The following is a 23,165-nucleotide window of genomic DNA, read 5'->3' on the forward strand; positions in this document are numbered from 1 at the left end:
TCTTTTCAAATGTCCTGCAGGCGGCGGTAGAGTAATTTTTTGACCAAGTCCAGGGCGAACATCCAGATGATCATATATAGCCATACCAAGCCAATAATACTCCAAGGGATGGCGGGAACCAGCCAGCCGAATCCGCACATTAGCACCGTCAGGATTTGAGTGCCGACAATCGCACAAAACAGTTTCATTGCTGGGAATGGTTTACTAAAGAAAGCTTTACGTGAGCGCACTACAAACAGCAGCAGATGACCACCAGCGACAATTTGCAAGAAAATAATTGTCTGGATTTGTTCCTTACTAAGTGATATCCAGGATTGCCACTGGCTATTCTGTAGCCATTCCATGCCAATTAAAAGGAGGCCCATTGTTTGTGCAATAGAAAAAATTCCAATAATCGTTGACCCAAGCAGCAGATCACGCATTTCCCAGTGTACCGGCTCTTTGGGCAGTAAGGTATTGTCGTAGGCGATGGTCATTATGGGAATATCATCCAGTAATGCGACAAGTACAATCATTACGGGGGTAAGGGGAGAGAATCCAAAAAGAATGGTGGCGAATACCACAACAACCATGATGTCCAATGTCATGGAAACCCGAAAAAGCACATAATTAATAATACGTTCGAATATTTTTCGTGCTTCGTCGATAGCATCGACAACGGTCGATAATCCTGGGGCGGTAAGAATAATAGCAGCCGCAGCGCGAGCGGCATCGGTGGCGCCGCTGACGGCAATACCACAGTCGGCCTGTTTAAGGGCAGGAGCGTCGTTTACACCGTCACCAGTCATAGCTACCTGATGCCCGCGCCCTTGCAATGCTTTTACAATGGCATACTTATGTTCTGGAAATACCCTGCCAAATCCGTCAGCTCGCTCTACACAGTCAACCACTTTTTTTGGCAGGTGGTCCATATTTTCCGATTGATCAAATACATCCCCTGCTGCAAATATATTCTGGCCGATACCTACCTGGGAGGCGATTTCCTTACCGATCGCGACATCGTCTCCAGTAATCATTTTTACCTGTAGCCCATGTTCCCGCGCCCTGCTGATAGTTTGTTTAGAGTCATCCCGAGGTGGATCTTCGAGGGAAAGAATTCCGAGAAAAGACCAGTTACTTCCATTATTACAGCGTGCCACTCCCAGTGAACGAAGGCCGTGAGAAGCTAATTCCTCTACACAGGATTTTGCTTTCTCTGCTTTATCACCGTTGAGATTGCACAGTGCCATCACCGCCTGGGGGGCACCCTTGCAAAAAGAAAGTAAGTGTCCTTTATCGTCTGTGACCTGCGCCTGAGCACGCTTAGTAACGGGGTCGAAAGGAGTGAATTCTTTTAGTCGAAAGTTATTTAATTGATTTTTATTTTTAAGGCCGGCAAAAATTGCCTGATCGATGGGGTCACTGGAAGCGGATTCTGAAGCTAGAGCTGCGGCAAGAATAAGTTCATCGCTGCTTTGAGCATCAAATAATTTTGGATCATGTAAGCTCAACTGGTTTTTCGTTAGAGTGCCGGTTTTATCGGAGCAAAGGATATCTACACCGGCGAGTTCTTCAATAGATTCGAGTTTGGAAACAATAGCTTTTTTGCGCGATAGTGCCAACGCACCCAGGGCATTGGTAACAGTAATCACTGAGGGCATAGCTACCGGAATGGAGGCGATTAGCAGCACCAATACTGTGCGCAAAATGTTGATAATGTCGGACCAGTGCCAGTTGGGCGCTATTACTATATCCCGATACAGCTGGGTCCCAACCAGTAACATCGCCAATATCAGGCAGAGCACAATCAGGAAGTCGCCAATATGAGTGACGGCTTTTTGTGAGTGCGAGGCCTCCTGGCCTGCACCTGCGACCAATTTTGCGGTGCGTCCAAAGAAAGTATTGCGGCCGGTGCCAATAGCAACAGCGCTCATTTCTCCACGTTTTGCAATACTGCTTGAGTAGCCAATATCTCCCACTTTTTTGCTGACCGGCAGGGACTCGCCGGTGAGAGCGGCTTGATCGATGCTAATAGATTTGCCGTCGATAAAGCGCACATCAGCTGGTACCACTTGACCAAGCTTTATACGCAAAATATCACCTGGCACTACGTTGGCCGCTGCAATAGTCTGGAATTTGCCGTCCCGTAGTACTTCGGCCTGTGGAGCCATACTGGCCTTCAAGGCGGCGAGGGCATTGGAGGCTTTATGCTCTTGCCAGAATCCGGCAATGGCATTGTAGAGAAGCAGTGCCATGATGATAGCGAAGTCCGGCCAGTGCCCAATAAGTGCGGAAAGTAAAGCGGCGGCTTCGATCATCCAGGGAATGGGGCCCCAAAAAAAACGGAAGAACCTGGCGAGTGCGCTCTGTTCTTTCTCTTGAATCGTATTGGGGCCGTACTGCTTAAGCCGAGCTGTAGCTTCACTCCGGGTTAGGCCCTTAGGTGTAGTTTTGAGTGCAGAATAGACGTCGCCAAGCTCTGCCTTTTGCAGATCTACCTGGCTGGCCACTACCGACGAGGTATTCGCAGTTTGAATTCCTGGCCCAGATTCAGGCACGGGCATATTCCATTTGGTCGCAGGCGTTGAGCATAAATTCCGGGTAATTTTACAGGGCAGTTAATTTGTACTTTTGCAAATATCTAATTTAGCAGCAGGGTCGAAGCCAAATGTTGTAAGAGCTGCCTGCGAGGATTTTCAATGGGGAATAAAAAGGCCGGCACGGGGCCGGCGAGGAAGCAGACGTCGAAAGGATAAGCTGACGTTGCAGAGACACAGAAAAGCAACACAAAATACCTGGGAGAGGTGCTGTTATTTTCCTGAAAATAGCGATCAGCAGCAGTAACTGCCGGTCAAAAAAACACCTGGGTTAGCGGGTTACGAATTGGGTTTTTTCCGGTGCAGTACACAGGCTCCAGCAGGATCCAGGGTTAAGGTGCTGTTGTTAAACTGGTTTTTAAACAGGCTTGGGGTAATGTCTTGGGCACCAGTAAACTCTTCAGGCAGGGTATATTGCTCGCTGTGTTTACCTAGATTCAGGGCAACAAGGAGTTCCTCTCCTGCGGCACGGCGAATAAATACCAATAATTCGTTATCAGTGTTGATCACTGCCTGTTGTGCTGTCGCTAAGCTTGGCGGCAATGTGTGGTGCCATTCAATCAGGGCGCGAAACTGGTTCAGCATGGAGTGCTGGCTATCTTCCTGGATGCTGACGGCGCGTCGCTGGTGATCTTCTGAAACAGGTAGCCAGGGTTTACTGGCGGAAAAGCCGGCGCTTTCGCCGCCCCCCTGCAACCAGGGCATAGGCGTACGGCAACCGTCGCGACCTTTAAATTCGGGCCATAGGTTAATGCCATAAGGGTCGACCAAATCCTCAAAAGCGATATCCGCTTCCGGCAGGCCCAGTTCTTCCCCCTGATATATACAAACACTGCCGCGCAGGGTCAGCTGCATAAGCAGGAATAGCGGGGCGCGCGCATGGGTTAATTCATCGCTGAAGCCTTTGTTCCAGCGGCTAATCGAGCGGGGTACATCGTGGTTACTGATGGACCAACAGGGCCAACCCCTCTCAATTACCTCGCGGTTTTTCTCCAGTGTTTCCCGCAGGAATTCAGCGCTGCAATCCTCGGTCAACAGATCGAAGGAGTAGGCCATGTTCAGTCGGTTTTCTGTGGTGTATTCGGCCATGATCTTGTGGGTGTTGTCATCGCCCACCTCGCCCACGGTAACCGTGCCCGGATACTGATCCATCAGCTTGCGCACGCGTTGTAAAAAGACGAGGTTTTCAGGTTGGGACTTATCGTGTTGATGCCATTGATAATCGTAGTGATTCACCGGCGGCAACCCTTTTTCGTCAATCCTGAGTGGGCGCGCTGGATTATCAGCCAGGGCCTGCTGGTGGAAAATGAAGTTCACTGCATCCAGGCGGAAACCATCCACTCCTCGGTCCAGCCAGAACTTCATGTCGGCTAGCAGCTGCTCCTGCACTTCTGGGTTGTGCACATTGAGGTCCGGCTGTTCCCTGAGAAAGTTAGCCAGATAAAATTGGCGGCGGCGGGTACACCAGCGCCATGAGCCACCACCAAATACGGATACCCAGTTATTTGGCGGGGTGCCGTCGTCCCTGGGATCTTGCCATACATACCAGTCTGACTTGGGGTTATCATGGCTGGAGCGACTCTCTTTGAACCAGGGGTGCTGGTCTGAGGTATGGCTGAGGATCTGGTCGATAATAATTTTCAGGCCGCGCTCATGGGCTGCTTCGATCAGTTGGTCGAAGTCCTCGAGTTTGCCAAAAATCGGGTCTACATCGCGATAATCCGCCACGTCATAACCAAAATCCACCATCGGGGATTTAAAGAAGGGGGAGATCCAGATGGCATCTACGCCTAGAGATTTCACATAATCCAGTTTTTGCGTAATACCGGGAAGATCGCCGATACCATCGCCATTGGCATCGCAGAAGCTGCGGGGGTAAATCTGGTAGATAACACTATTGCGCCACCATTCTGTGCTGTTGCCGCTCATGGATTACTGCCTTGTTTCATTATTTGAAGGGTGGGACAGGCCCACTCTGGAAGGATGCGCCGAGTATGGGGTAGCGTGCAGTGGTCTACCTCCTCCCCACCCAGGGGGGAGAGGCTGAGAGTTGTGGCGCGCTGGGGGAGAGTAGTTGGAGGACACACTAATATCTGACTCACCCTGGGTGTGTCGTCAAATTATAGTGAGCTGCGGTGGGAATGCGTCAGTACATCCTTGTGCTGTGAGTGGTCTCAGGGGCGATCCTGCACTGAACGCAGCATTTGCTCGGCCAGGGCGATGGCCTCTTGGCGGTCTTTGACATCCAGTTTCTGATAGAGGCTGCGGATATGGGTCTTGATAGTACTGGGTGCCACCTTGAAGTGACGCGCAATGCGCTCGTTCGATAGCCCCGAGTGAATGGCATTGAGTACCTGCCACTCCCTGGGAGTCAGTGGCGAATGGCGCAGAAAATCGGGTACCGCATCGCTGGCGAGAATCTCCCGGATGATGGTGTCATCCAGCTCAATTCGAATGCCACCATCCAGTTCAGGCTGTTGCTGGGTCACGCGAATCAATTCCTGCGCCTTGGTGGCTTCTGCCTCCTCCAGACCCTGCTCCAGGGCGGCCTTCAGAATGACGATCAGTGGTTTACCGATCTGCAGGAAGCTGGCGCGGAAGTCTCGCCCGGCGGCCAACTGCAGCGCCACGGAAATGGCTTCCACTGCTTCGCTGTGCCGCTCGCGCAGCCAAAGCAGGTGGGACTCCAATACCCGATTGCGTAGACGGTCCGTCACCAGGCCGCACTCCTTGGCGACCTGCTGCAAGCGGCTCAGCAAGCGATTGGCGTCAGACCAGCGATGTAGCTCAATCAATGCGCGTACATGGTTGCGTCCGTGACATTGCTCAAAGTGATTGCTGGGCCTGTCGGCTACCGGTTCAGCCTGTTCCAGCCAGGTGGTAATAGCCTGTTGATTGCCCAGGGCGCGCCAGGTGCGGATACGGGTGGCGTCGGCATTGGCAACCCAGTCGCGATGATAGCGTTCGTCTGAGAGCAGGCGCTCAATACGGTCGAGCCATTCCTGGGACTCCTCTTTCTCGCCGCGCGCCTGAGCAATTTTCAGCAATAGGGTGTATTCAGGCAAAAGCCAGTGCTCTCCCACTTTGCGGTTGATTTGCATTCCGCGGCGGGCGGAGCGCTCGGCGCCTTCCAGGTCTCCACACTCCCACTGCAATTGGCCGCGCAGGCGACAGACAAACTCGGAAATTGGTAGGGTGGAAAGGTGGTGTTTCTGCACCAGGTTGTACACCTTTTCCTGCAGGGTGGCGGATTTTTTCAAAAGACCCTGGGCGAAAGCGATCTCGGTCTGCTGGCAGATGGCCCACGCGGCACTGGGAATATCTTTCTCGGCAATAGCCAGGGCTTCCACTTCCTGCATATGTGCAAGGGCTTGTTCCAATGCGCCAAGGCAGAAGCTGGTTTCGCCGGTCACCAGTAATGCGGAAATTCGCTCCCCCAGCTGTTCACGGTGCAACAGCCCCAGGGCTTCCTCAGCGTATTCCTTGGCTTGTAGGGTTTGGCCGCGGGCGATAGCGACCTGGGCGCGCATAGTGGCAAAGGCACCCTCATACTGGTGCCATTGCTGCGGATCCTGGCGTTGCAGCCAGCTCTCAGTGGCGGCGAGGTTCTTCTCACACTGGTCGTACTCAAAGTTTTCCCGCGCCATCTTGGCTGAAAGCAGGGTAAATCGCGCATTGAGTTGTAGCTCTTCAGCGCCCAGCCATTCAAGGCAATCGCGCAACAGGCGGGACTGGCCCCCGCGCAGTAACCGCTCTCCCTGCTCGTTCAGCAGCTGGCGCAGGCGTTCGCGGTCACCACCGGCGAGGGCGTGACGCAGGGCTTCAACCGGCTGGCCCAGCTCTTGCCAGGTGTCGCAGGCAATGGTGTGTAAATGCTGCAACTGATCTCGGTCGCTCAGTTGACGCTGCAGGAAACGCGCAAACACTGGGTGAAAACGGAACCACCGTCGACTGGAATCCTGTGCCTGTAGGAAGAGCCCACGCCTGGCCGCACTTTCCAGCATTTGCTGGCCATCGCTGCGATCACTCAGGCGCTCTGCCAGCTGGGCATTGACGCGGGTGAGGATTGAGGTACATGCGAGCATCTCACGTAGCTGGGGTTCAAGCCGTTCCAGTACTTCTTCGGCGAGGTAGTCGAGAATATGGCTATGGCCCTGCTCCAGTTCTGCCAGGTAACGGTCGACCTCTTCGCGGTCGCGTACAGAGAGCGTGAATAGTTGCACAGCCGGGGGCCAGCCCTCACTTAAATGCTGTAGTTGGGCGGCGCGATCAGCGTCCAGGTTAAATGGCAGGCGCTGCTTCAGCAGCTGGGCGATTTCCTCGGTAGTGAGTGCCAGGGCATCGCTGCCCAGCTCGAGTAGGCGTCCCTGTACACGCAGGGTAGCGAGCCCCAGGGGCGGCTGGCTGCGGCTGGTGAGGACGACGCCCACACCGGCGGGGGCGTGGCGCAGAAGAAAACGGGTTGTGTCGTGTACTACCTGATTATCGATCTGGTGATAATCGTCCAGCACTATGCGCAGCTCGCAAGGCAGTCCGCGCAATTCAGCCAGCAAATGGCTGACGACAGAGGTTGGGTCCGGACACTGGGGTGCTGTTAGCAACTGGTAGGTCTGGGGTACGCCGTTGCCGGTTGCGCGGTGCACACTCTCCACAAGGTAGCGGCAGAATTGATTCGGTTCGTTGTCGCTGGCATCCAGGGTATACCAGGCCACCGGGTTATCCTGGCCTGAGGCCCAGGAGGTGACAAGTGTGGTTTTACCGTAGCCCGCCGGTGCAGTTACCAACAGCAACTGGTCGCTGTGACCGTCGTTAAGTAACGACAGCAGGCGGGGGCGCGCCAGTGTGTGCTCGGGGCAATCCGGCAGGCTGTATTTGGAGGTTAATAGCATCGCTGCGGGCGGGATCGTTTTAAACGTCTGATTTTTGTACAAAGGTTATTATGCACCAGGAAAGCGCTAATGTTACAGCGCTGCGACAGGGGGCAGGGGTAGAATTGGTAGATTTGTTTCGATTAAGACTGGCGCGGACTTGACTTTGGGCAGTATATTACTGGGCGGATCAAATTAGTCACACTGATCCCTTAAGATTAGCCGCCGGCAGGGGCACGTCCCTTTGCCCCCGAAAGCTGGCGTGCAAACTGGTCTTACCGACCAGATTAATCACCTTCTAGCGCATTGTTATAGCGGCAATTTCCGGTCCTCCTGACCGGATTATTTTTGCCAAAATACGCAACATATTTTTACGCAGTGAGTTCAATTTGGATCACTGTCGGGTGTGCAGAGGGTCTGATGCCAATTCAACAAAAATAATAAGAAGAGGCAAATATGGCAGATATTGTAGTCCTGGCCGTTGCGGGAGCCGGGGTGGCCCCCAGGGATTTTGCGAGCCCATTATTCTCGGCGTTAAAAGATGCTCTCGGCGGTGACTGGTCGCGCTTGTATTGCGATACCCTGACGGCAGTGGAATCCCTTCAGGGCAATACAGATCGGGTGTTCCAGGGGATGTGCAAGAGCGAGATGGACTATCTGCGCGCGCGCAAATTCTTGCTTTGTACTATGGCCCAGGGCGCAGCCCAATTGGGAGATATCCAGCAGCGTGATGGAGCCTATGAGAAAACCCAAGGGGCGATTTATCGCATGTTGCAAAAGGCTGCAGCAGCGGCCGGTGAGCGAACACCGGTGGTGCTATTAAGTCATTCTTTCGGTTGCGTCAGTTTTTCCAATTACCTCTGGGATGCCCAGCGTTCGAGTGTTGGCCATGGAATTTGGCGTGATGGTGGTCCCGGAGGTGTGCGTAAGGGTTCTGCGCGAGAACGCTTCCTGCGACTGAAGACCCTGAGCTACTGGTACACCCTCGGAGCCAGTAATCCGCTCTGGTGTGCTGGCAGGGGGCGTGAGCAGATCCAGGCGGTCACCGCGGACTCCCGCGGCTATCGATTTCGTTGGAAGAACTTCTATCACCCCGATGATTTATTTGGTTGGCCCCTAAAGCCACTGAGTCCTACTTATAACCAGGCCGTGTTTAAAGATTATGAGACGCGTCCACTAAGTGATTCCCATATGGGTAGCCAAGGTCCACAGGTGTTGCCTCTGGAAGATTACTGGTCCAGTGACCTGGTGCTGCAACAGCTGCTTGGGGACTTGCGCGCGCTGCTGCAAAACGGACAGCGTGGAGGTTCGGCACCTGCTCAGCGATCTCAACGGGTACTCACGGTATAATCTCTGTTCCCTGTAACTGATCCCATTAAGGATACCTATGTCGCTGCAATTTCATTCGGTCCCGGTTACTCCCTTTCAGCAGAACTGCACATTGCTTTGGTGCGAGGACAGCAAGCGCGCTGCGGTAGTGGACCCTGGCGGTGATATTGACAAGATCCTTGCCGCTGTAGAGGAGCGCGGCCTCAAGTTGGAGAAGATACTCCTTACTCACGGCCACTTGGACCATGTGGGGGGGACAGCTGCGCTAGCCGGGCAGCTGCAATTACCCATTGAGGGCCCTCATCAAGATGATAATTTTTGGATAGAACAGCTGCCCATGCAGGCCCAGATGTTTGGCTTTCCCGCGGTGGAAGTTTTTACTCCGGATCGTTGGTTGGAGCAGGGTGATACCGTTACTGTGGGTGAGGAAGAGCTGGAAGTTTATCACTGTCCCGGCCACACGCCGGGCCATGTGGTGTTTTTTCACCGTCCCAGTAACCTTGCCCTGGTGGGGGATGTGCTGTTTTCGGGCTCTATCGGACGCACAGACTTTCCCCAGGGAGATCACGATACTCTGATACGCTCGATCAAGGAGCGCTTGTGGCCGCTCGGTGACGAGGTACGCTTTGTACCTGGGCACGGCCCTATGTCGACTTTTGGCCAGGAGCGTAAAACCAACCCCTTCGTAGCTGATAAACGTTTCGGCTGAGTTTTTATTGTGGGAGAACAGTAACTAATACGGGAGGCCGACCCTATGTCTACGAAAGTGAGTTTATACCTACTTATTTTTGCTGCTGTGTTAAGTGGTTGTGCAGTAATTTCCGAAGATGAGTGCCGCGCTGGGCTCTGGTATGAGCGTGGCGTTCAGGACGGTGCCCGCGGACGCTCCCCGCTGCTGGTGCAGGAGTTGGCTCAGGAATGCCTGAGTTACGAAATCTATGTGGATAATGAGGCTTGGTTGCGCGGTCATGAGGAAGGTATAGAGCAGTTCTGCACCCCGGATAATGGTTATCGGCAAGGGCGTCGGGGGTACAAGTATGAAGGGGTATGTACAGGCCCTACTGCTGATCTCTTCGTCGAAAATTACCAGCGTGGACTCGTTGAATACCGTATCGAACAACAGTATCAAAACTTATTGTGGCGTCGCGACAACTTAGAGCGGGAGCTTTACTCTCTGCATTATGCCCTCCGGCACACTGACAGTGACAGCCAGCGCCGCGCCCTGTATTTCCAGCACAGTCGGCTCGAGTGGGAGTTACGCATGTTGGATTTGGAGCTGCATCGCTATGGGCTTTTCGGTCCTCGTTATTTTATCCCCGGTCTTTATCCCCGTGGTTTTTTCTCCTCCGCCTTTTTTTATTGGTGAGTTTAACGGTGGTGTGCTACCGAGTGGTTAAACTCAGATGATCACCTTTACGATTTCATTTCTAGAGAGTTTTTCATGGCAATTTGGCACAGTACTCCGACCTTGGAAGAGATTAATCAGGGCAGTGCTAACTGCATGCCCGGCTATCTCGGTTTGGAAATTACGGCAATTGGTGAAGATTACTTAGAGGGTAAACTACCGGTGGACCACCGTACACGCCAGCCTTTTGGGATTTTACACGGTGGTGCTAATGTGGTGCTGGCAGAGACTCTGGGATCTATTGGTGCCAACCTGTTGGTGGATCCCAATAAATACTACTGTGTTGGGCAGGAGATTAATGCCAACCACCTGCGACCGGTGCCGGAGGGTGAAGTTACTGGCCGGGCTAAGCCTGTGCATATTGGACGAAGCAGCCAGGTTTGGGAAATATTGATTTATGCACCCAATGGCAAGTTAAGCTGTATTTCCCGAATCACCATGGCGGTGGTGGCTCACGGTGGCTAGCAGATGCCAAATTTTTTGGGGTGCCTCCAATGAGTGAGGCGGATGAATTTATTTTTGAGGATATTCCCTATCGCTTGGTGCGTTCACCCAGACGCAAGCGATTGGGATTGATATTGGCGCAGTCAGGGGTAGAGGTACGTATCCCTCAGCGCTGTGCAGCTCGCCATGGCCATCAGTTTCTGCAGGACAATATTCAGTGGGTGCGAGCCCAATTACTGGCCGCCAGTCAGCGGGCATCCCAGGTGCCGCGTTACCGATATGCTTTTGGTGAGCGATTTCCATGGCTCGGCAGGTCATTGCCACTTGCGCGTGCCTCTAGTACTAAAGCTGCAGGAATTGGTGAAGCGGCAATCCTTCTTTATACCCGTACCCAATTTCCTGAACAGGAGCAACTTCAAGGAGCTTTGCAGCGCTTGTATCAGCGCGAAGCACTGGTCCTGTTAACGGAAAAGTCCCAGTTGGTGGCGGATCGACTGGGGCTGACATTTTCTTCAGTGCGGGTACGGCGTACTAAAAGCAAGTGGGGGCATTGCAGTATCCGTGGAGAGCTACAGTACAACTGGTTGGTTTGTCTGGCTCCGGAACCTGTAGTGGATTACCTCATTGCCCATGAGGTCTGCCATCTGCAACATCACAATCACAGCCGTGACTTTTGGGTGTTGGTGCAAAGTGTTTGTCCCCGTTTCAAAGAATTGCGCCGTTGGCTCCGTGATAATGGCCACCGCCTCACTGTGTAAAAAATATCAGTACAAATCAGATCTTTCGAATTATTCAATTAATTAACATGAGCAAGAAACCGCGTTTTATTACCTCGCGCAAGCCGGTGACAAAAAATTTGCCGGCGCAGGCCGAAGCCTGCGTAGAGAAGTTCAGCCATGATATGCGTGGCATTGCCCGCGTTGCGGGGAAAACTGTATTTATCGATAACGCTTTGCCTGGTGAAAAAGTACTTTTTCGTTATAGCGCTCGTCGGGCCCGGTTCGATGAGGGCTCAGCGGTGGAAATCTTGCAGGCATCACCTCAGCGTAGCGCGCCTTGCTGTCCTCATATCAACTTCTGCGGAGGTTGTTCTCTGCAGCACCTGGAAATTGGTGCGCAGATTATTGAGAAGCAAAAAATCCTGCTGGACCAACTTATTCGTTTTGCTGGTATTGAGCCCAAAGAGATATTACCGCCCTTGGTTGCTGCATCCTACGGCTATCGGCGCAAGGCACGTATCGGCATTCGCCAGTTAAAATCCCGTAGGGGGAAAGAGTTAATTTTTGGCTTCCGTGAAAAACGCAGTAATGATCTGACGGATATCGATGAATGCCATGTACTGCACCCGGCAATTGCCAGACAAATACCGACGTTAAAACAGCTTGTGGCTGACTGCGATGGCAAAGCCTATTTTTCTCAGTTGGATGTGGCTGTGGGTGATGATGTTGCGGCTCTGGTACTGCGCCACCTAAAGCCGTTATCGGAAGGTGACCGAGAGCGCTGGATAAGCTTCGCAAAAGTATCTGGTATACACATGTATATACAACCTGGTGATTCGACATCAGTTCGACGTTTATGGCCGGAGCAGGGGGAGGCCTTCCTCAGTTACGCGCTGCCAGAGTTTGATCTCACCATGCGTTTCCAGCCATTGGACTTTATCCAGGTCAATTTCGAAATTAATCGCCAAATGGTAAGTAGAGCCCTGCAATGGCTGGATCCCCAACCCGATGAGCGGGTATTGGACCTTTTCTGTGGCCTGGGGAACTTTACCCTGCCTTTGGCGCGATGTGCCGGCGAGGTGGTTGGCATTGAGGGCGTGGGGGCACTCACCCGTCGCGGTGTAGAGAATGCCGAGCTGAATACTTTGGATAATGTGCAATTTTACGCAGCAGACTTGAATGAGGAAATAATAAATCAGCCTTGGGCCCAGGGCGGCTTTAATAAGATTCTGCTGGACCCGCCGCGAAGTGGTGCTTTGCAGGCTGTGCGGAGTATTGCGAGTTTTAATGCAAAGAAAATTGTCTATGTGTCCTGTAATCCTGCAACCCTTGCGCGGGATGCGGGGGCCTTGACACAGCTCGGTTACCACCTGACAAAGGCGTGTGTCATGGATATGTTTCCCCATACCGATCACGTTGAATCTATGGCGGTATTTGAAAGGGATGCCTAAGCCGATAATTGTCTAAGCAAAAATATTCGAGATAAAGAAAAAATTAGCTGGGTTTTATGCATAAGTTAATAATGGCTGGTGAGCCTCGCTAAGGCCAGGCCGGGAAAATTACGCCAGGTTACTGCATTGGTGCGAAGAGAAAACTAACGTACACTGCTGGCAAATCCATTAAGCGAAGATGTTATGCAAAGTGCACCCCTAACGAATGATTTTGAAGAGAACTGTGCGCGCTTTTTGCCTGAGGCTGCTGAGCAGGGCTGTGTTTGGGCACTACAGGGGGAAGAGGGTTTTGCGCTGTGTGAATCAGAAAAACGTGCACAGACTGAAGTAATGCCGTTTTGGTCGCAGCGTGAATTTGCTGAGATGCACTGTGAAGGTGATTGGGCCGAGTATGAAGCTGTAGCTATCGATCTGGAAGAGTTTATGGACGATTGGCTTACCGGTATGCATGAAGACGTGCTGCTGGTAGGGTTAAATTGGAATGTTGAACTGGAGGGAGTGGAGCTGGAACCACTCGACCTGTTGGAGCAGCTGGAGCAGGAACTGCAGTAAGCTGCGCCATAGTGCCCCATCAGTGGATAAAAATCACACAATAGGGTGTCTCAAATGGGGCAGATTCTCGGCTTGCACACGGTTATTTACGGTGTAACAGATATTGCTGAAGCCAAAGACTGGTACACACAATTACTGCAGCAGAAACCCTATTTTGATAGTGAGTGTTATGTGGGGTTTCGAATTGGTCAATGTGAACTGGGCTTGAATCCAGACGCGCGCAGTGCGATCAGCCGTGCGGATGGCGTGGTCGCTTATTGGGCGGTTGCGAATATGGCCACACAGGTCGAACGTCTCGGAACCATGGGTGCGCGACAACATAGCGATGTGGTGGATGTTGGCGAGGGCGTGCTGATGTCAAGTTTTCTCGATCCCTACGGCAATATTTTTGGGTTGATTGAGCACCCACAAGTTCAGCCGGAGGTTTTGGAACAGTTAACGGAGTAGTCCCCGTGAACAGACCGCCAGTATCCAGCTTTCGCACTTCAAGTCAGGGCTTTGCAGCTGAGAGCCTGGCCCAGATCGGACGGGGCTATGTGGCGCCAGACCGAGTCGCACTGATTACCGGATGTTCCAGCGGTATCGGGCGTGAGCTGGCCCTGGCGTTGCATCGTCGCGGTACAATTGTTATTGCCACGGCGCGGCGTCCGGAGAGCTTGCAGGAGCTTGCTGATTTGGGCATTGCCACTGAAGCCATGGATGTAAACAGCCAGGCGGATATAAACCGCGTTGTTCACGCTCTTAAAGCCGCCTATGGTCGCCTCGATATTCTGATCAACAATGCCGGCTATGGCCAGATGGGGCCTTTGCTGGAGTTGGATACTCGGGCCCTGGAAAATCAGTTTCGCACTAATGTATTCGCACCGCTTGCACTGATCCGCGCCTGTGTGCCGTTAATGCGTGCCGGCAAGGGTGGTGTTGTTTGTAATATTGGTTCGGTATCCGGCGTACTGGCGACACCTTTCTCTGGTGCTTATTGTGCCTCCAAGGCTGCCCTTCACTCACTTTCCGAAGTACTGCGTCTCGAGTTAAAGCCTTTTGGCATTCGCGTGATGACGGTGCAGCCGGGGGCTATCGCCTCGGAATTTGGCCGTCATGCAGAGGTATCACTGCGCGGGTTACTGCCGCCGGACTCTTTATATAAGCGCCAGGAGGAGGCCGTGCGCTCTCGCGCACAGGAGTCGCAGCAAAATGCCACTCTGGCCAGCACGCTTGCACGTAAGTTGGTGCGTGAGTTACTTCGAAAGCGGCCACGAACTCTGGTACGCATTGGAAACCGCAGTAGCTTATTGCCCTGGTTGGCACGCTGGCTGCCCCGCGGACTTCGGGACTGGATAATGCTGCGTCGCTTTAAATTGAATCGGTTGGCACATAAGGCTTGATGTGTAGCTTCTGATTATTGCGGTAATCGTGCTGGGTGAAAGTTAATTGGGGATAAGAGTTTCCGAATCTGCCAACCAGGCTTTCACTTCAGCGTAGGTACCGCGAAACAGGACTTCACTATCACGCTTCTTCATCAGATAGCTATAACTCCCATCGTAATACTCCTTCAGCAGTGCCATCACCAATGGAATATAGGCGTCGCTGTTGCCACTGCGCTGTAGCTCCCCATTGGCTTCGGCCAGTTGTGTGTCTAATTGCTGATAGCGCAGCCCGCCTAGGCGTTTGCGTATTTTCCCCAAGCTTTCATGCAGATCCGCTCCAAGTGCCGCAGCAGGGGATTCAGTGTCGCCAAAACGTGGTAAGGCCTCACTGATATAATCGCGCACGATACGGCGGGCACGATTCTCTACGGGTTCCTCAACCAGTATACGTGGTGCTGCTTTCATTGCGCTTTGCAGGGCGGGGGGGAGGGCACAGCGTCCGATGAGGTGACTTTCATCCTCGATAAAAACCCTTTCAGAGGTTTGTGCCAGCTTGAGTAAGTCGATACTGATTTGGTTTTCGAAATTGATCTGCGTTGGTTGCTTGTATCCGGTGCGACCAAAGCTGGAACCACGATGCTTGGCTATGCCCTCCAGGTCCAGAGCTCGACTGGCCGACTGGATCAGTTCCGTTTTTCCACTGCCGGTATGGCCAGCAATAACAGCAAATGATAACTGCCGGCTTTGGATTTCCAGTTCACCAAGAAGGTAGTTGCGCATAGCTTTGTAACCACCCTCTACCAGAGGGTAATCAAAACCTGCGTCGCGAAGCAGTTTCTGAGTAGTACGTGAGCGTAGGCCACCACGAAAACAGTAGAGATAGCCTTGTGGGTGCTCATCGAGAAAAGCCTCCCAGGCGGTGAGACGTGCCTGTACCACCTCTTGAGTGGCGAGTTTCCATCCAAGGGTTATGGCGGCCTGCTGTCCTCGCCGTTTGTATTCGGTGCCGATGAGTTCGCGTTGGTGATCATCCAGTAATGGACGATTTTCTGCAGAGGGGAAGGCCCCACGCTGATACTCTACCGGTGCGCGCACATCCAGTAGTGGAGTATCACGGAGGAAAATTTCTCGGTAATTGGATGTACCCTGCCGCAATGGAAGCCTCTCTATTAATATGGGGAATATCGATAAGATACTTGATGCCGCTTCTGTGAACCAGATGCCTGAAGAGAATATCCTGGCTTTGAAAGTCATTCGCCGGAGTGAGGAAAACTGAGATATGGAAGATAAGATATGTTGTCGATGGTAAAAAAGCACTAATAGTCCGTATGTAATATGGAATATCCAACAAATATAGCGAGTGGCAGGGCTGTTCCTGAGAAATTGTTGAGCGTAACAAAATGGATCTCTTTTACTTCTGTTTCTCTATTGGGATTTTAGGAGAAATACTCTGCCACATTGATGCCAGATTAAGTTATGAGAATAAATAGGGTGCAATTATCGCTTTGTCTTTGTTAACTAGTTCAGGCTTGTTCGTGAGTATCACTTATCAAAAAATGGTCAAAATAGCTTATGAGATAGAACCATTTAATTTATAGTTAATAGATAGAAAAATCTGCCTTTATTGGTGCACAGTATTTAATTTTGTTGAAAGCTATTGCGATTCTGGTGATGTTTCCATATCCACTCAGGGGATTTTATCAATAGATGCCAGCGTGCTTTCCAGCCATTAGCCTGCCAGAGCTGCCGGAATAGCTTGGCGTAGCCGTGGCAAAAGATGGTAAACGGGTTGATGCTGTTAATTCTGGGAAAAACCCCGTACCGCACAGTTGATTTTTCCTCAGCAAAGGTTCCAAAAATCCGGTCCCAAATAATTAGAATACCGGCATAATTTTTATCCAGATACTCACGATTAGCAGCATGATGCACCCGGTGATGGGATGGGGTATTTAAAATCCATTCGATCGGTCTAGGTAGTTTTTTAACTGCCTCAGTATGCAGTAATGTTTGGTAAACCTGCACAATCATTTCGCTAAAGAAAATGAGAAGCGGATTAAACCCGAGCATGGCTAATGGCAGGTAAAAGAAAAAAGGCAACAAGCCATCCAGTGGTCCAAATCGGTAGGCTACAGAAATATTAAAATAGGGTGAGCTGTGGTGCACTGTATGGGAAGCCCAGGCCAAATTGACTCTGTGGGCAAAGCGGTGCTCCCAGTAGTAAGCCAGATCAGCAAGGATCAGGCAGGCCATGATGGTCCAGCCGGTAATGGGTAGTTGGACGATGCTGAAATTTTCAAAAACAAAGAAAAATGCGGCCACATAAAAAAGCGCAGCAATTAATGAGGTAATTGCAATAAAAGCAGCCAGGGTAATGAAGTTGCTAGCCGAATCACCTAGCATGTTTAGGGTCAGTTTGCGCTTGAGAGCATAACGTAGCAGTTCGAATACAAATACCACCATAGCCAGTAAAAAGAAGCCATCATTCACCCACACCTCTAAGTGTTCAATCTGTTCATGGGTAAACATTGCAGTTAAAAAGTTCATGTCACTGTTTCTCATTAACCTGATAAATATCAACAGAGCGAACAATCCCGTCTTCTGACAGAGTATATTTCTCAATGACTGCTTGCAGTGTTGGGCCAAAGTGAACCAGTTGCCAGTGCCCTTCAAGTCCATCTGGGGAAGTATCCGTGCTTCCTCCAATGTGGGTGACATCACCATCCGGTATGGGCTCACTGACGTTGCTCAGAAATAAGAAGCTTTCCTTCGGTAACCCTACCGTTACCCGGGCTTCATGGTAGTTCTTCGAAAATTTCTGGTAGATAATAAATATCTTATGAGGGCCCGGTTTAAGCCGAGTGTATACATCCTCGCGCTGCAATAGTAATTCAACCAGGTTGCCAGCGTTTTCCAAAGCAATGAAGCGGGTCATGCCATAGATTCTTTTTGGAAGAATCTCTGAACCTGATTGCGTTAAGGATTTAGCATCAGATTTTGTGGCAATTCCTGGTTCACTCGCTGCATTGGTTATATGTGCTCTTGTTTCAGGAGCTAAAGGCTGGGCCCAGGCAAGAAAAGTCACTGAGCCGGCAATAACACCTGTTAAAAGTAAGGCATGACAAAGTTTCAATTTCTACTCTCCCGGCTCGTAGATGTTCGATAAATAGGGATACTGGGACAGCCAAATAGGCGCGAAGCAAGAAAGTGGTGAAAATCCACAACAATGCGCTCTGCCTCAACTAGAGTGCCGCCTTTTCCAGAGCATGAGTTCATACCTCGTTGAACTCGTTCACAAATCCATTGGTCTTCGGCAAAGAATCTGTCCGTAAATTTACGGGTAGAGCGATTGCTGCCATGGCCGTTGTAAATCAGTGAACCGGATTGGACCTCTGTTTCACCCGCATGGCGTGGAATAACGGATATCCAGCTAAAAGAGATAGGATCGATAATGGCAACAAAGTTAGGAGGCAGCATCAGTAGTTGGTAATGTTCTGGCTTGCCAAAGCCAAGAAAGGACTTGATTGTGCCTCCAGTCAGGGCCCATCTGCTGCAGCCCGCGGTATAGTAGGCATCTTGGGTTGGTGTGACTGTTTCTAAGGTTTTCCGATGTACTTTGAACAGGTGGTAACTCTCCATGGCATTTTCCATCACCACTTTCCAGTTGGCAGACCAATACTCGGTTTTGCCAGGCTCGAATGCATCAAAAACGTCAAGCTGTTGGATTGGCAGGTAATTCGATAAGCTGGAAAGCTGTTTTGAGAGGGGGGGTGCCTGACCACTGACATCTACAAATACCAGGCCATTCCAGGTTTCTACCGGGTAGATAGGTAGACAGTGCCTGGCTTTGTTCACCTCCTGTTTTCCAGTGAAGGGTACTCCGAGTAAAGAACCTTCCAGGCTGTAGCTCCAAGCATGATATGGGCAGACTATGCGCTTATTAACATTGCCCAAGCCGGTATCCAGCAATGGTGTGCCTCTGTGCCGGCAGGTATTGGACAGAGCCCGCAGCTGTCCATCTGCCCCACGAATCACAGCTACAGGTATACGTCCAATATTAATGGCACAGTAATCTCCCTGTTTAGAGAGGCTTGCTTCGGCAGCGGCAAACACCCAACCCCCTTCAAAGATGCTCTCCATTTCCCTGTGAAATATGGTCTCGCACGTATATGCCCCGAAGGGCAAACAGTGGGCGTTAGGAAGCTGGGAATTGGCCGTGCGTCGATATTCGGATAACAAGTCTTCATCATCAGTACTCATGGAGCCACTCACAGTGTAAAATTTTTATGAGACATTTATGTATCATAACCGTCAGACATTAATGAGACAACTGTGTCTCAAAAAAGAGTTGCTATGAATACCAATGATTCCAGAGTCAGTCGCTCCCGAGCCCGCCTTATTGAAGCCGGCAAGGAGCTACTGATGAAGAACCCAAAAGCCAGCCTGAAAGAAGTAGCCGAAGTTGCCGGGGTGGGAAGGGCAACCCTCTACCGGCACTTTGAAACCCGTGAGGAGTTGATCCTGGAAATAGCCAGAGAGTGTTTTAAGTTAACCAGCCAGGTTCTGCGGCCCATCTATACAGATTGCAAGCTCTCGGCTCGGGAAAAGGTGCGCAGGGGGCTCGAGGCTCTGATGCCCCTGGCAGATAGTTATCATTTCCTGCTATCTCTGTGGAATATCGCAGAGGGTGATTTAGAAGTGCTGGCGTATTATGGTCAGCAGATGGATGATTTAACGGGTCTGATAGAACAGGCGCAAAAAGATGGCGACATTCGCAAGGATTTGTCCATCGAGTGGATAAGTTCAATGATTGATGCCCAGGTTTACTCAGCTTGGTGGTTGATCGGTCAGGGGCAGGCTAGTGTGGAACAGGCAGCAGGTTTTGCTGTTACCAGCTTATTTGAGGGTATAAATGCTTAGTAGTTTTAACCAACTTATTAGAGGCTGTACTTTTCCCTAATATGGAGAGGTAAGCCTTATTGTCAATCAATCTATTTCTGCCGAGAGAAAAACTCTTTACTGGAAAATTGATTGTGTGAATTTTTATTCGTGAAGTGTAATTTAGAAAAAATTTTCAATAAACTGTAATAATATTTATCTGTCTGAAAATGTAACTTATGTAGTAGGCCGTTAGTTGGAAGTAACCTGATATTTACACCATGTGTAAAAGTTAATCTGAGCGTCCGCCTCTTCTATTTTTGTCATATTTTTTATGTTCCCCTAATTTTATTTTTGATTCTTATCTTTTGAGGTTTTCCTGCCCAGGCAGTCATCAGTAAAAAGCATCATATTGGAGAATTGGCAACTCGTGAAAGTGTGGAGCAAGATATGTCGTCAAAGGTGAATTTGGTGGTAAGTTGTGCACAAAATAAGGAGGTCCAAAAAATATGGTAAAAAATAATTATAAAAGCGTTAGCTGGTGCTGTGTAAAACTAATATAGCGAGTGAATTTCCCCTGTCTTCAAATAGGGATTGCAACTGATTGTTTTTGGATTGCTGCTCAGTTAAAGGATGAAAAACAATTGCGGGGTAGGTACAACCTCTAACCTGAATTTAGGATTGATTATCTGATTTTTTTGTGGTTCATTAATGTGCATGAATTTCAGGAGGGAAAATTATTATTGATTTTCCTGGCTCCTGTTCAGAGTCAGCGTTGAATATTACCGGGGATGAATGTTTCTCCTGATTGCCAGTGGCATTTTCACTCAGCCTGAGTGGAAATTCAGTGTTTAATTTGGAAAAGTATGCGCAACTCCAGGGAAAATGTAAGAAATGGCAAAAAAATATATCTACATTCCAGTTAACAGCGATGAAATGCAGGAATTTGCAAAAGATCTGGCCGGTGCCTGGAATATTCCTGCAAACCAGATCCTCGCCAATAAGGTGACTTCCGGAGTTGGCAAGGCTATGTACCGATGGGTGGATAAGTGTCTCAGTAAACTTACCCCAGCTGACACTCTTTACATAGTTACCCATGGCACAGGTGCACCCGATGGAAAGATGATTGGGGCCCAACGCAATAGTGGTAATAACAAACAAAAGAAAGTATACGTAAATGGTATGGCGCAATGGCAGGGAGGTGAGTGGAAAACCTATACGCCAACCCAATTGGCGAGCACTTTGGTCAAGGAAGGCTTACCGGCTAACTTCGTTAACCTGCATGTCTGTGCTTGTGGCTCTGGTTATGATGGTAAGGAGCTGAGGCCCTGGGCCCAACGCCTGCTACAGCAGATGGCGAGCAGTCATAGGAGTCTTCAGGTAACAGGGTATACGGGTTGGTTTTCCTGCAGTACCAGCCGGGTCTGTATCAAAGTGGGTACAATCTTTTACCCGCTGGAGGAGCGCGCGGTCACTTTTTCCCTGGCGAATTAACGCATCGATGAATCAATAATTAATATCGCATAGGGATGTGTGATTACTTATCACGTCTATTTAAGGGTGAAGCTGACAGAGTTGCCTTTGGAAATAGCGGCACTGATTCTATCAGTGTTCTGACACTCAATTGCTCGCTCGATACTGTTCCTTGTATACCCTGAATAAGTCATCGCGACGAAATTCTCGCGAATGCCGTGTTCAGGACATACCTAATTTATGACTCTCGACCAGTTGCTTATTTTAGCCATCCTCGCGGTGACCATTGCGCTGTTTATTTGGGGCCCTTGGCGACACGATATGGTGGCACTGGCATCCCTGCTTGCCTGTGTGTTTACCGGCTTAATACCTGCTGAGAATGCCTTTAACGGATTTGGACATCCTGCGGTGGTGACTGTGGCCTGCGTGTTAATCATCAGCCGAGGCCTGCAAAACACCGGGGCAATGGATGCTCTGGCACAGCGAGTGGTACCGCGTAGCGGCAATATCACCTTGGGTATTTTATTGCTTACCGGTCTCGGCGCATTTCTGTCGAGTTTTATGAATAACATTGGTGCCTTGGCGTTGCTGATGCCAGTGGCTGCCGATATGGCTGAGAAACAGAATATAGCTCCCGGCAAAATTCTGATGCCGCTCTCCTTCGCCACTATTCTCGGCGGTATGACTACCCTGATTGGCACCCCACCGAACCTGGTGGTATCGGGCTTTCGTGCCAGTGCAGGTGCTGGCAGTTACGGTATGTTTGATTTTACTCCGGTGGGCCTACTAGTGACGGTCGTTGGACTGCTGTTCATCGGTCTGATTGGTTGGCGCTTAGTACCGGGGCGCAGTCAGGCTGGAGCCTCCAGTTTTGACACCGGTACCTACCTTACCGAGGCGGTTGTAGGCGAAAAGAGTGCCGCTGCAGGTAAGAGCCTTCGCGAGATTGGAAAACTGCTTGGTGCTGAAGATGCTCAGGTTGTAGGGATTGTTCATAACGATGCCCGAGTTTCGCCAGCTACCCCTTGGCACCGAGCGCACAGCGGAGACATTCTGGTTATTGAGGCTGAACCCGAATCCCTTGCGGCCAGCTTGTCGAGCCTCGGTCTCAAGATGGTGGGGGAATCGGAGAGTGTGCAGAAAGATAAAGAAGAATTGAAAGATAAAATGAGTCAAGCCACAGCTGGGCGTAAAGAGAAATCGGCAGAGAAGGAAAAAAACTCTAATCACCGTGAGGAAATGCAGCTGCGTGAGCTCGTGGTGATGCCCAACTCCCTTTTGGTCGGGCGCTCTATCCAATTCTTACATCTGTCTGCGCGCTACCAGATTCACCTGTTAGCTCTCTCCCGGCGGGGACGTCGCTCAGTGCGTAGGTTGCGCTCTACCCCGATACTGGCCGGAGATGCCCTGTTAATGATGGGGGCAGATGACAACTTGAATCATTTCGCCCGCGAGCAGGGTTGCGTCCCCCTGGCACAGCGGGATATCAGTATGCCGAATAAGGAAAAGTCAGCCATAGCACTAATTGCTATGGCTCTGGCGGTTGGGGGAGCTGCTTTTGGTTTAATTCCCGCTGCGATCTCATTTGCTGCCTGCGTATTGGCGTTTATGGCATTGAAGGTTGTACCGTTACGAAATATTTATGAGTCCCTGGATGGCTCGGTAATCGTATTGCTGGGTACCCTGATTGCAGTAGCGGACGTGATAGAAACCACTGGTGCCGCAGACCTGTTAGCGCAGGTATTGCTGGATAATCTGGCCCAGGGCAGTGCGGTAGTGGCATTAGCGCTGATCTTGATTGTCACCATGACCCTGTCGGATTTTATGAACAATGTCGCGACTGCGGCGGTGATGTGCTCCATCGCCTTTAGCACTGCGGAGCAGCTGGCAGTAAACCCGGACAGTTTCCTGATGGCAGTGGCCATCGGCGCATCCTGTGCTTTTCTGACTCCGGTCGGACACCAGAACAATACATTAATCCTTGGACCGGGAGGATTTGATTTCGGTGACTACTGGCGCATGGGGCTGCCTCTGGAGATACTGGTCGTATTAGTCAGTATCCCCATGCTGTTGTGGGTCTGGCCCTTGTGAAATTGCTTTTTTACCGAA

The 23,165-nt window shown here is 50.9% G+C and carries 19 protein-coding genes; 12 read left to right on the forward strand and 7 right to left on the reverse strand.

Annotated elements, in window-relative coordinates; all coding sequences use genetic code 11:
* Nucleotides 1-5 precede the first annotated feature (5 nt).
* From ABWV76_RS06830 to malT, 3 genes are all read right to left on the reverse strand, one after another.
* Nucleotides 6-2,537: a plasma-membrane proton-efflux P-type ATPase gene (locus ABWV76_RS06830; RefSeq protein WP_353375596.1), complete on the reverse strand. Its 2,532-nt coding sequence runs from the start codon at nt 2,535-2,537 to the stop codon at nt 6-8.
* A 318-nt stretch (nt 2,538-2,855) separates the two neighbouring features.
* The gene (locus tag ABWV76_RS06835; protein WP_353375597.1) at nt 2,856-4,505 is read right to left on the reverse strand and encodes an alpha-amylase family glycosyl hydrolase; all 1,650 of its coding nucleotides are present in this window, start codon (nt 4,503-4,505) and stop codon (nt 2,856-2,858) included.
* A gap of 245 nt (nt 4,506-4,750) precedes the next feature.
* Nucleotides 4,751-7,465 (reverse strand): HTH-type transcriptional regulator MalT, encoded by a 2,715-nt coding sequence (gene malT, locus ABWV76_RS06840; protein ID WP_020414403.1) that lies wholly within the window; start codon nt 7,463-7,465, stop codon nt 4,751-4,753.
* 435 nt (nt 7,466-7,900) lie between these two features.
* Between malT and ABWV76_RS06845 the strand changes: the two genes are divergently transcribed.
* From ABWV76_RS06845 to ABWV76_RS06885, 9 genes are all read left to right on the forward strand, one after another.
* Entirely contained in the window at nt 7,901-8,794 is an 894-nt protein-coding gene (locus ABWV76_RS06845; RefSeq protein WP_020414404.1) for a hypothetical protein, read from the forward strand.
* A 37-nt stretch (nt 8,795-8,831) separates the two neighbouring features.
* Nucleotides 8,832-9,482: an MBL fold metallo-hydrolase gene (locus ABWV76_RS06850; protein WP_020414405.1), complete on the forward strand. Its 651-nt coding sequence runs from the start codon at nt 8,832-8,834 to the stop codon at nt 9,480-9,482.
* A 45-nt stretch (nt 9,483-9,527) separates the two neighbouring features.
* Nucleotides 9,528-10,139 carry a DUF2799 domain-containing protein gene (locus ABWV76_RS06855; RefSeq protein WP_020414406.1) on the forward strand — a complete coding sequence of 204 codons (612 nt, stop codon included), beginning with the start codon at nt 9,528-9,530 and terminating at the stop codon, nt 10,137-10,139.
* A 75-nt stretch (nt 10,140-10,214) separates the two neighbouring features.
* Nucleotides 10,215-10,643: a hotdog fold thioesterase gene (locus ABWV76_RS06860; protein WP_020414407.1), complete on the forward strand. Its 429-nt coding sequence runs from the start codon at nt 10,215-10,217 to the stop codon at nt 10,641-10,643.
* Nucleotides 10,644-10,672: 29 nt separating this feature from the next.
* Nucleotides 10,673-11,380, forward strand: coding sequence for a M48 family metallopeptidase (locus ABWV76_RS06865; protein WP_020414408.1), 708 nt, complete (start codon nt 10,673-10,675; stop codon nt 11,378-11,380).
* 47 nt (nt 11,381-11,427) lie between these two features.
* Nucleotides 11,428-12,792 (forward strand): 23S rRNA (uracil(1939)-C(5))-methyltransferase RlmD, encoded by a 1,365-nt coding sequence (gene rlmD / locus ABWV76_RS06870; RefSeq protein WP_020414409.1) that lies wholly within the window; start codon nt 11,428-11,430, stop codon nt 12,790-12,792.
* Nucleotides 12,793-12,975: 183 nt separating this feature from the next.
* A complete protein-coding gene (locus ABWV76_RS06875) occupies nt 12,976-13,344 on the forward strand; it encodes a DUF2750 domain-containing protein (RefSeq protein ID WP_020414410.1) in 369 nt (122 codons plus the stop codon).
* A gap of 54 nt (nt 13,345-13,398) precedes the next feature.
* Nucleotides 13,399-13,791, forward strand: a complete 393-nt coding sequence (locus tag ABWV76_RS06880) for a VOC family protein (RefSeq protein WP_020414411.1) — start codon at nt 13,399-13,401, stop codon at nt 13,789-13,791.
* Nucleotides 13,792-13,796: 5 nt separating this feature from the next.
* On the forward strand, nt 13,797-14,726 hold the full coding sequence (locus ABWV76_RS06885) for an SDR family oxidoreductase (RefSeq protein WP_020414412.1): 930 nt from the start codon (nt 13,797-13,799) through the stop codon (nt 14,724-14,726).
* A 42-nt stretch (nt 14,727-14,768) separates the two neighbouring features.
* Here ABWV76_RS06885 and mnmH read toward each other — a convergent pair whose 3' ends face one another.
* The 4 genes from mnmH to ABWV76_RS06905 all read right to left on the reverse strand — a co-directional run bounded on the left by mnmH (nt 14,769) and on the right by ABWV76_RS06905 (nt 18,965).
* The gene (mnmH, locus tag ABWV76_RS06890) at nt 14,769-15,863 is read right to left on the reverse strand and encodes a tRNA 2-selenouridine(34) synthase MnmH (protein WP_353375598.1); all 1,095 of its coding nucleotides are present in this window, start codon (nt 15,861-15,863) and stop codon (nt 14,769-14,771) included.
* A gap of 483 nt (nt 15,864-16,346) precedes the next feature.
* A complete protein-coding gene (locus ABWV76_RS06895; RefSeq protein WP_353375599.1) occupies nt 16,347-17,252 on the reverse strand; it encodes a sterol desaturase family protein in 906 nt (301 codons plus the stop codon).
* 1 nt (nt 17,253) lies between these two features.
* Nucleotides 17,254-17,790, reverse strand: a complete 537-nt coding sequence (locus tag ABWV76_RS06900) for a hypothetical protein (protein ID WP_353375600.1) — start codon at nt 17,788-17,790, stop codon at nt 17,254-17,256.
* A gap of 44 nt (nt 17,791-17,834) precedes the next feature.
* A complete protein-coding gene (locus ABWV76_RS06905; protein ID WP_353375601.1) occupies nt 17,835-18,965 on the reverse strand; it encodes an aromatic ring-hydroxylating oxygenase subunit alpha in 1,131 nt (376 codons plus the stop codon).
* A gap of 93 nt (nt 18,966-19,058) precedes the next feature.
* Between ABWV76_RS06905 and ABWV76_RS06910 the strand changes: the two genes are divergently transcribed.
* From ABWV76_RS06910 to ABWV76_RS06920, 3 genes are all read left to right on the forward strand, one after another.
* Nucleotides 19,059-19,625: a TetR/AcrR family transcriptional regulator gene (locus ABWV76_RS06910; RefSeq protein ID WP_353375602.1), complete on the forward strand. Its 567-nt coding sequence runs from the start codon at nt 19,059-19,061 to the stop codon at nt 19,623-19,625.
* Between the two features lie 852 nt (nt 19,626-20,477).
* The gene (locus tag ABWV76_RS06915; protein ID WP_020414419.1) at nt 20,478-21,077 is read left to right on the forward strand and encodes a hypothetical protein; all 600 of its coding nucleotides are present in this window, start codon (nt 20,478-20,480) and stop codon (nt 21,075-21,077) included.
* A gap of 219 nt (nt 21,078-21,296) precedes the next feature.
* Entirely contained in the window at nt 21,297-23,147 is a 1,851-nt protein-coding gene (locus tag ABWV76_RS06920; RefSeq protein WP_020414420.1) for an SLC13 family permease, read from the forward strand.
* The last annotated feature ends 18 nt before the right edge of the window (nt 23,148-23,165 follow it).

Source organism: Microbulbifer sp. NBRC 101763 (assembly GCF_040371615.1).
GTDB classification, from domain to species: Bacteria; Pseudomonadota; Gammaproteobacteria; order Pseudomonadales; family Cellvibrionaceae; genus Microbulbifer; species Microbulbifer variabilis.

Coding starts and splice junctions, on each gene's coding strand:
- ABWV76_RS06835 (WP_353375597.1), bottom strand. CDS start 4,505: ATGAGCGGCAACAGCACAGAATGGTGGCGCAATAGTGTTATCTACCAG.
- malT (WP_020414403.1), bottom strand. CDS start 7,465: ATGCTATTAACCTCCAAATACAGCCTGCCGGATTGCCCCGAGCACACA.
- ABWV76_RS06845 (WP_020414404.1), top strand. CDS start 7,901: ATGGCAGATATTGTAGTCCTGGCCGTTGCGGGAGCCGGGGTGGCCCCC.
- ABWV76_RS06850 (WP_020414405.1), top strand. CDS start 8,832: ATGTCGCTGCAATTTCATTCGGTCCCGGTTACTCCCTTTCAGCAGAAC.
- ABWV76_RS06855 (WP_020414406.1), top strand. CDS start 9,528: ATGTCTACGAAAGTGAGTTTATACCTACTTATTTTTGCTGCTGTGTTA.
- ABWV76_RS06860 (WP_020414407.1), top strand. CDS start 10,215: ATGGCAATTTGGCACAGTACTCCGACCTTGGAAGAGATTAATCAGGGC.
- ABWV76_RS06865 (WP_020414408.1), top strand. CDS start 10,673: ATGAGTGAGGCGGATGAATTTATTTTTGAGGATATTCCCTATCGCTTG.
- rlmD (WP_020414409.1), top strand. CDS start 11,428: ATGAGCAAGAAACCGCGTTTTATTACCTCGCGCAAGCCGGTGACAAAA.
- ABWV76_RS06875 (WP_020414410.1), top strand. CDS start 12,976: ATGCAAAGTGCACCCCTAACGAATGATTTTGAAGAGAACTGTGCGCGC.
- ABWV76_RS06880 (WP_020414411.1), top strand. CDS start 13,399: ATGGGGCAGATTCTCGGCTTGCACACGGTTATTTACGGTGTAACAGAT.
- ABWV76_RS06895 (WP_353375599.1), bottom strand. CDS start 17,252: ATGAACTTTTTAACTGCAATGTTTACCCATGAACAGATTGAACACTTA.
- ABWV76_RS06905 (WP_353375601.1), bottom strand. CDS start 18,965: ATGAGTACTGATGATGAAGACTTGTTATCCGAATATCGACGCACGGCC.
- ABWV76_RS06910 (WP_353375602.1), top strand. CDS start 19,059: ATGAATACCAATGATTCCAGAGTCAGTCGCTCCCGAGCCCGCCTTATT.
- ABWV76_RS06915 (WP_020414419.1), top strand. CDS start 20,478: ATGGCAAAAAAATATATCTACATTCCAGTTAACAGCGATGAAATGCAG.
- ABWV76_RS06920 (WP_020414420.1), top strand. CDS start 21,297: ATGACTCTCGACCAGTTGCTTATTTTAGCCATCCTCGCGGTGACCATT.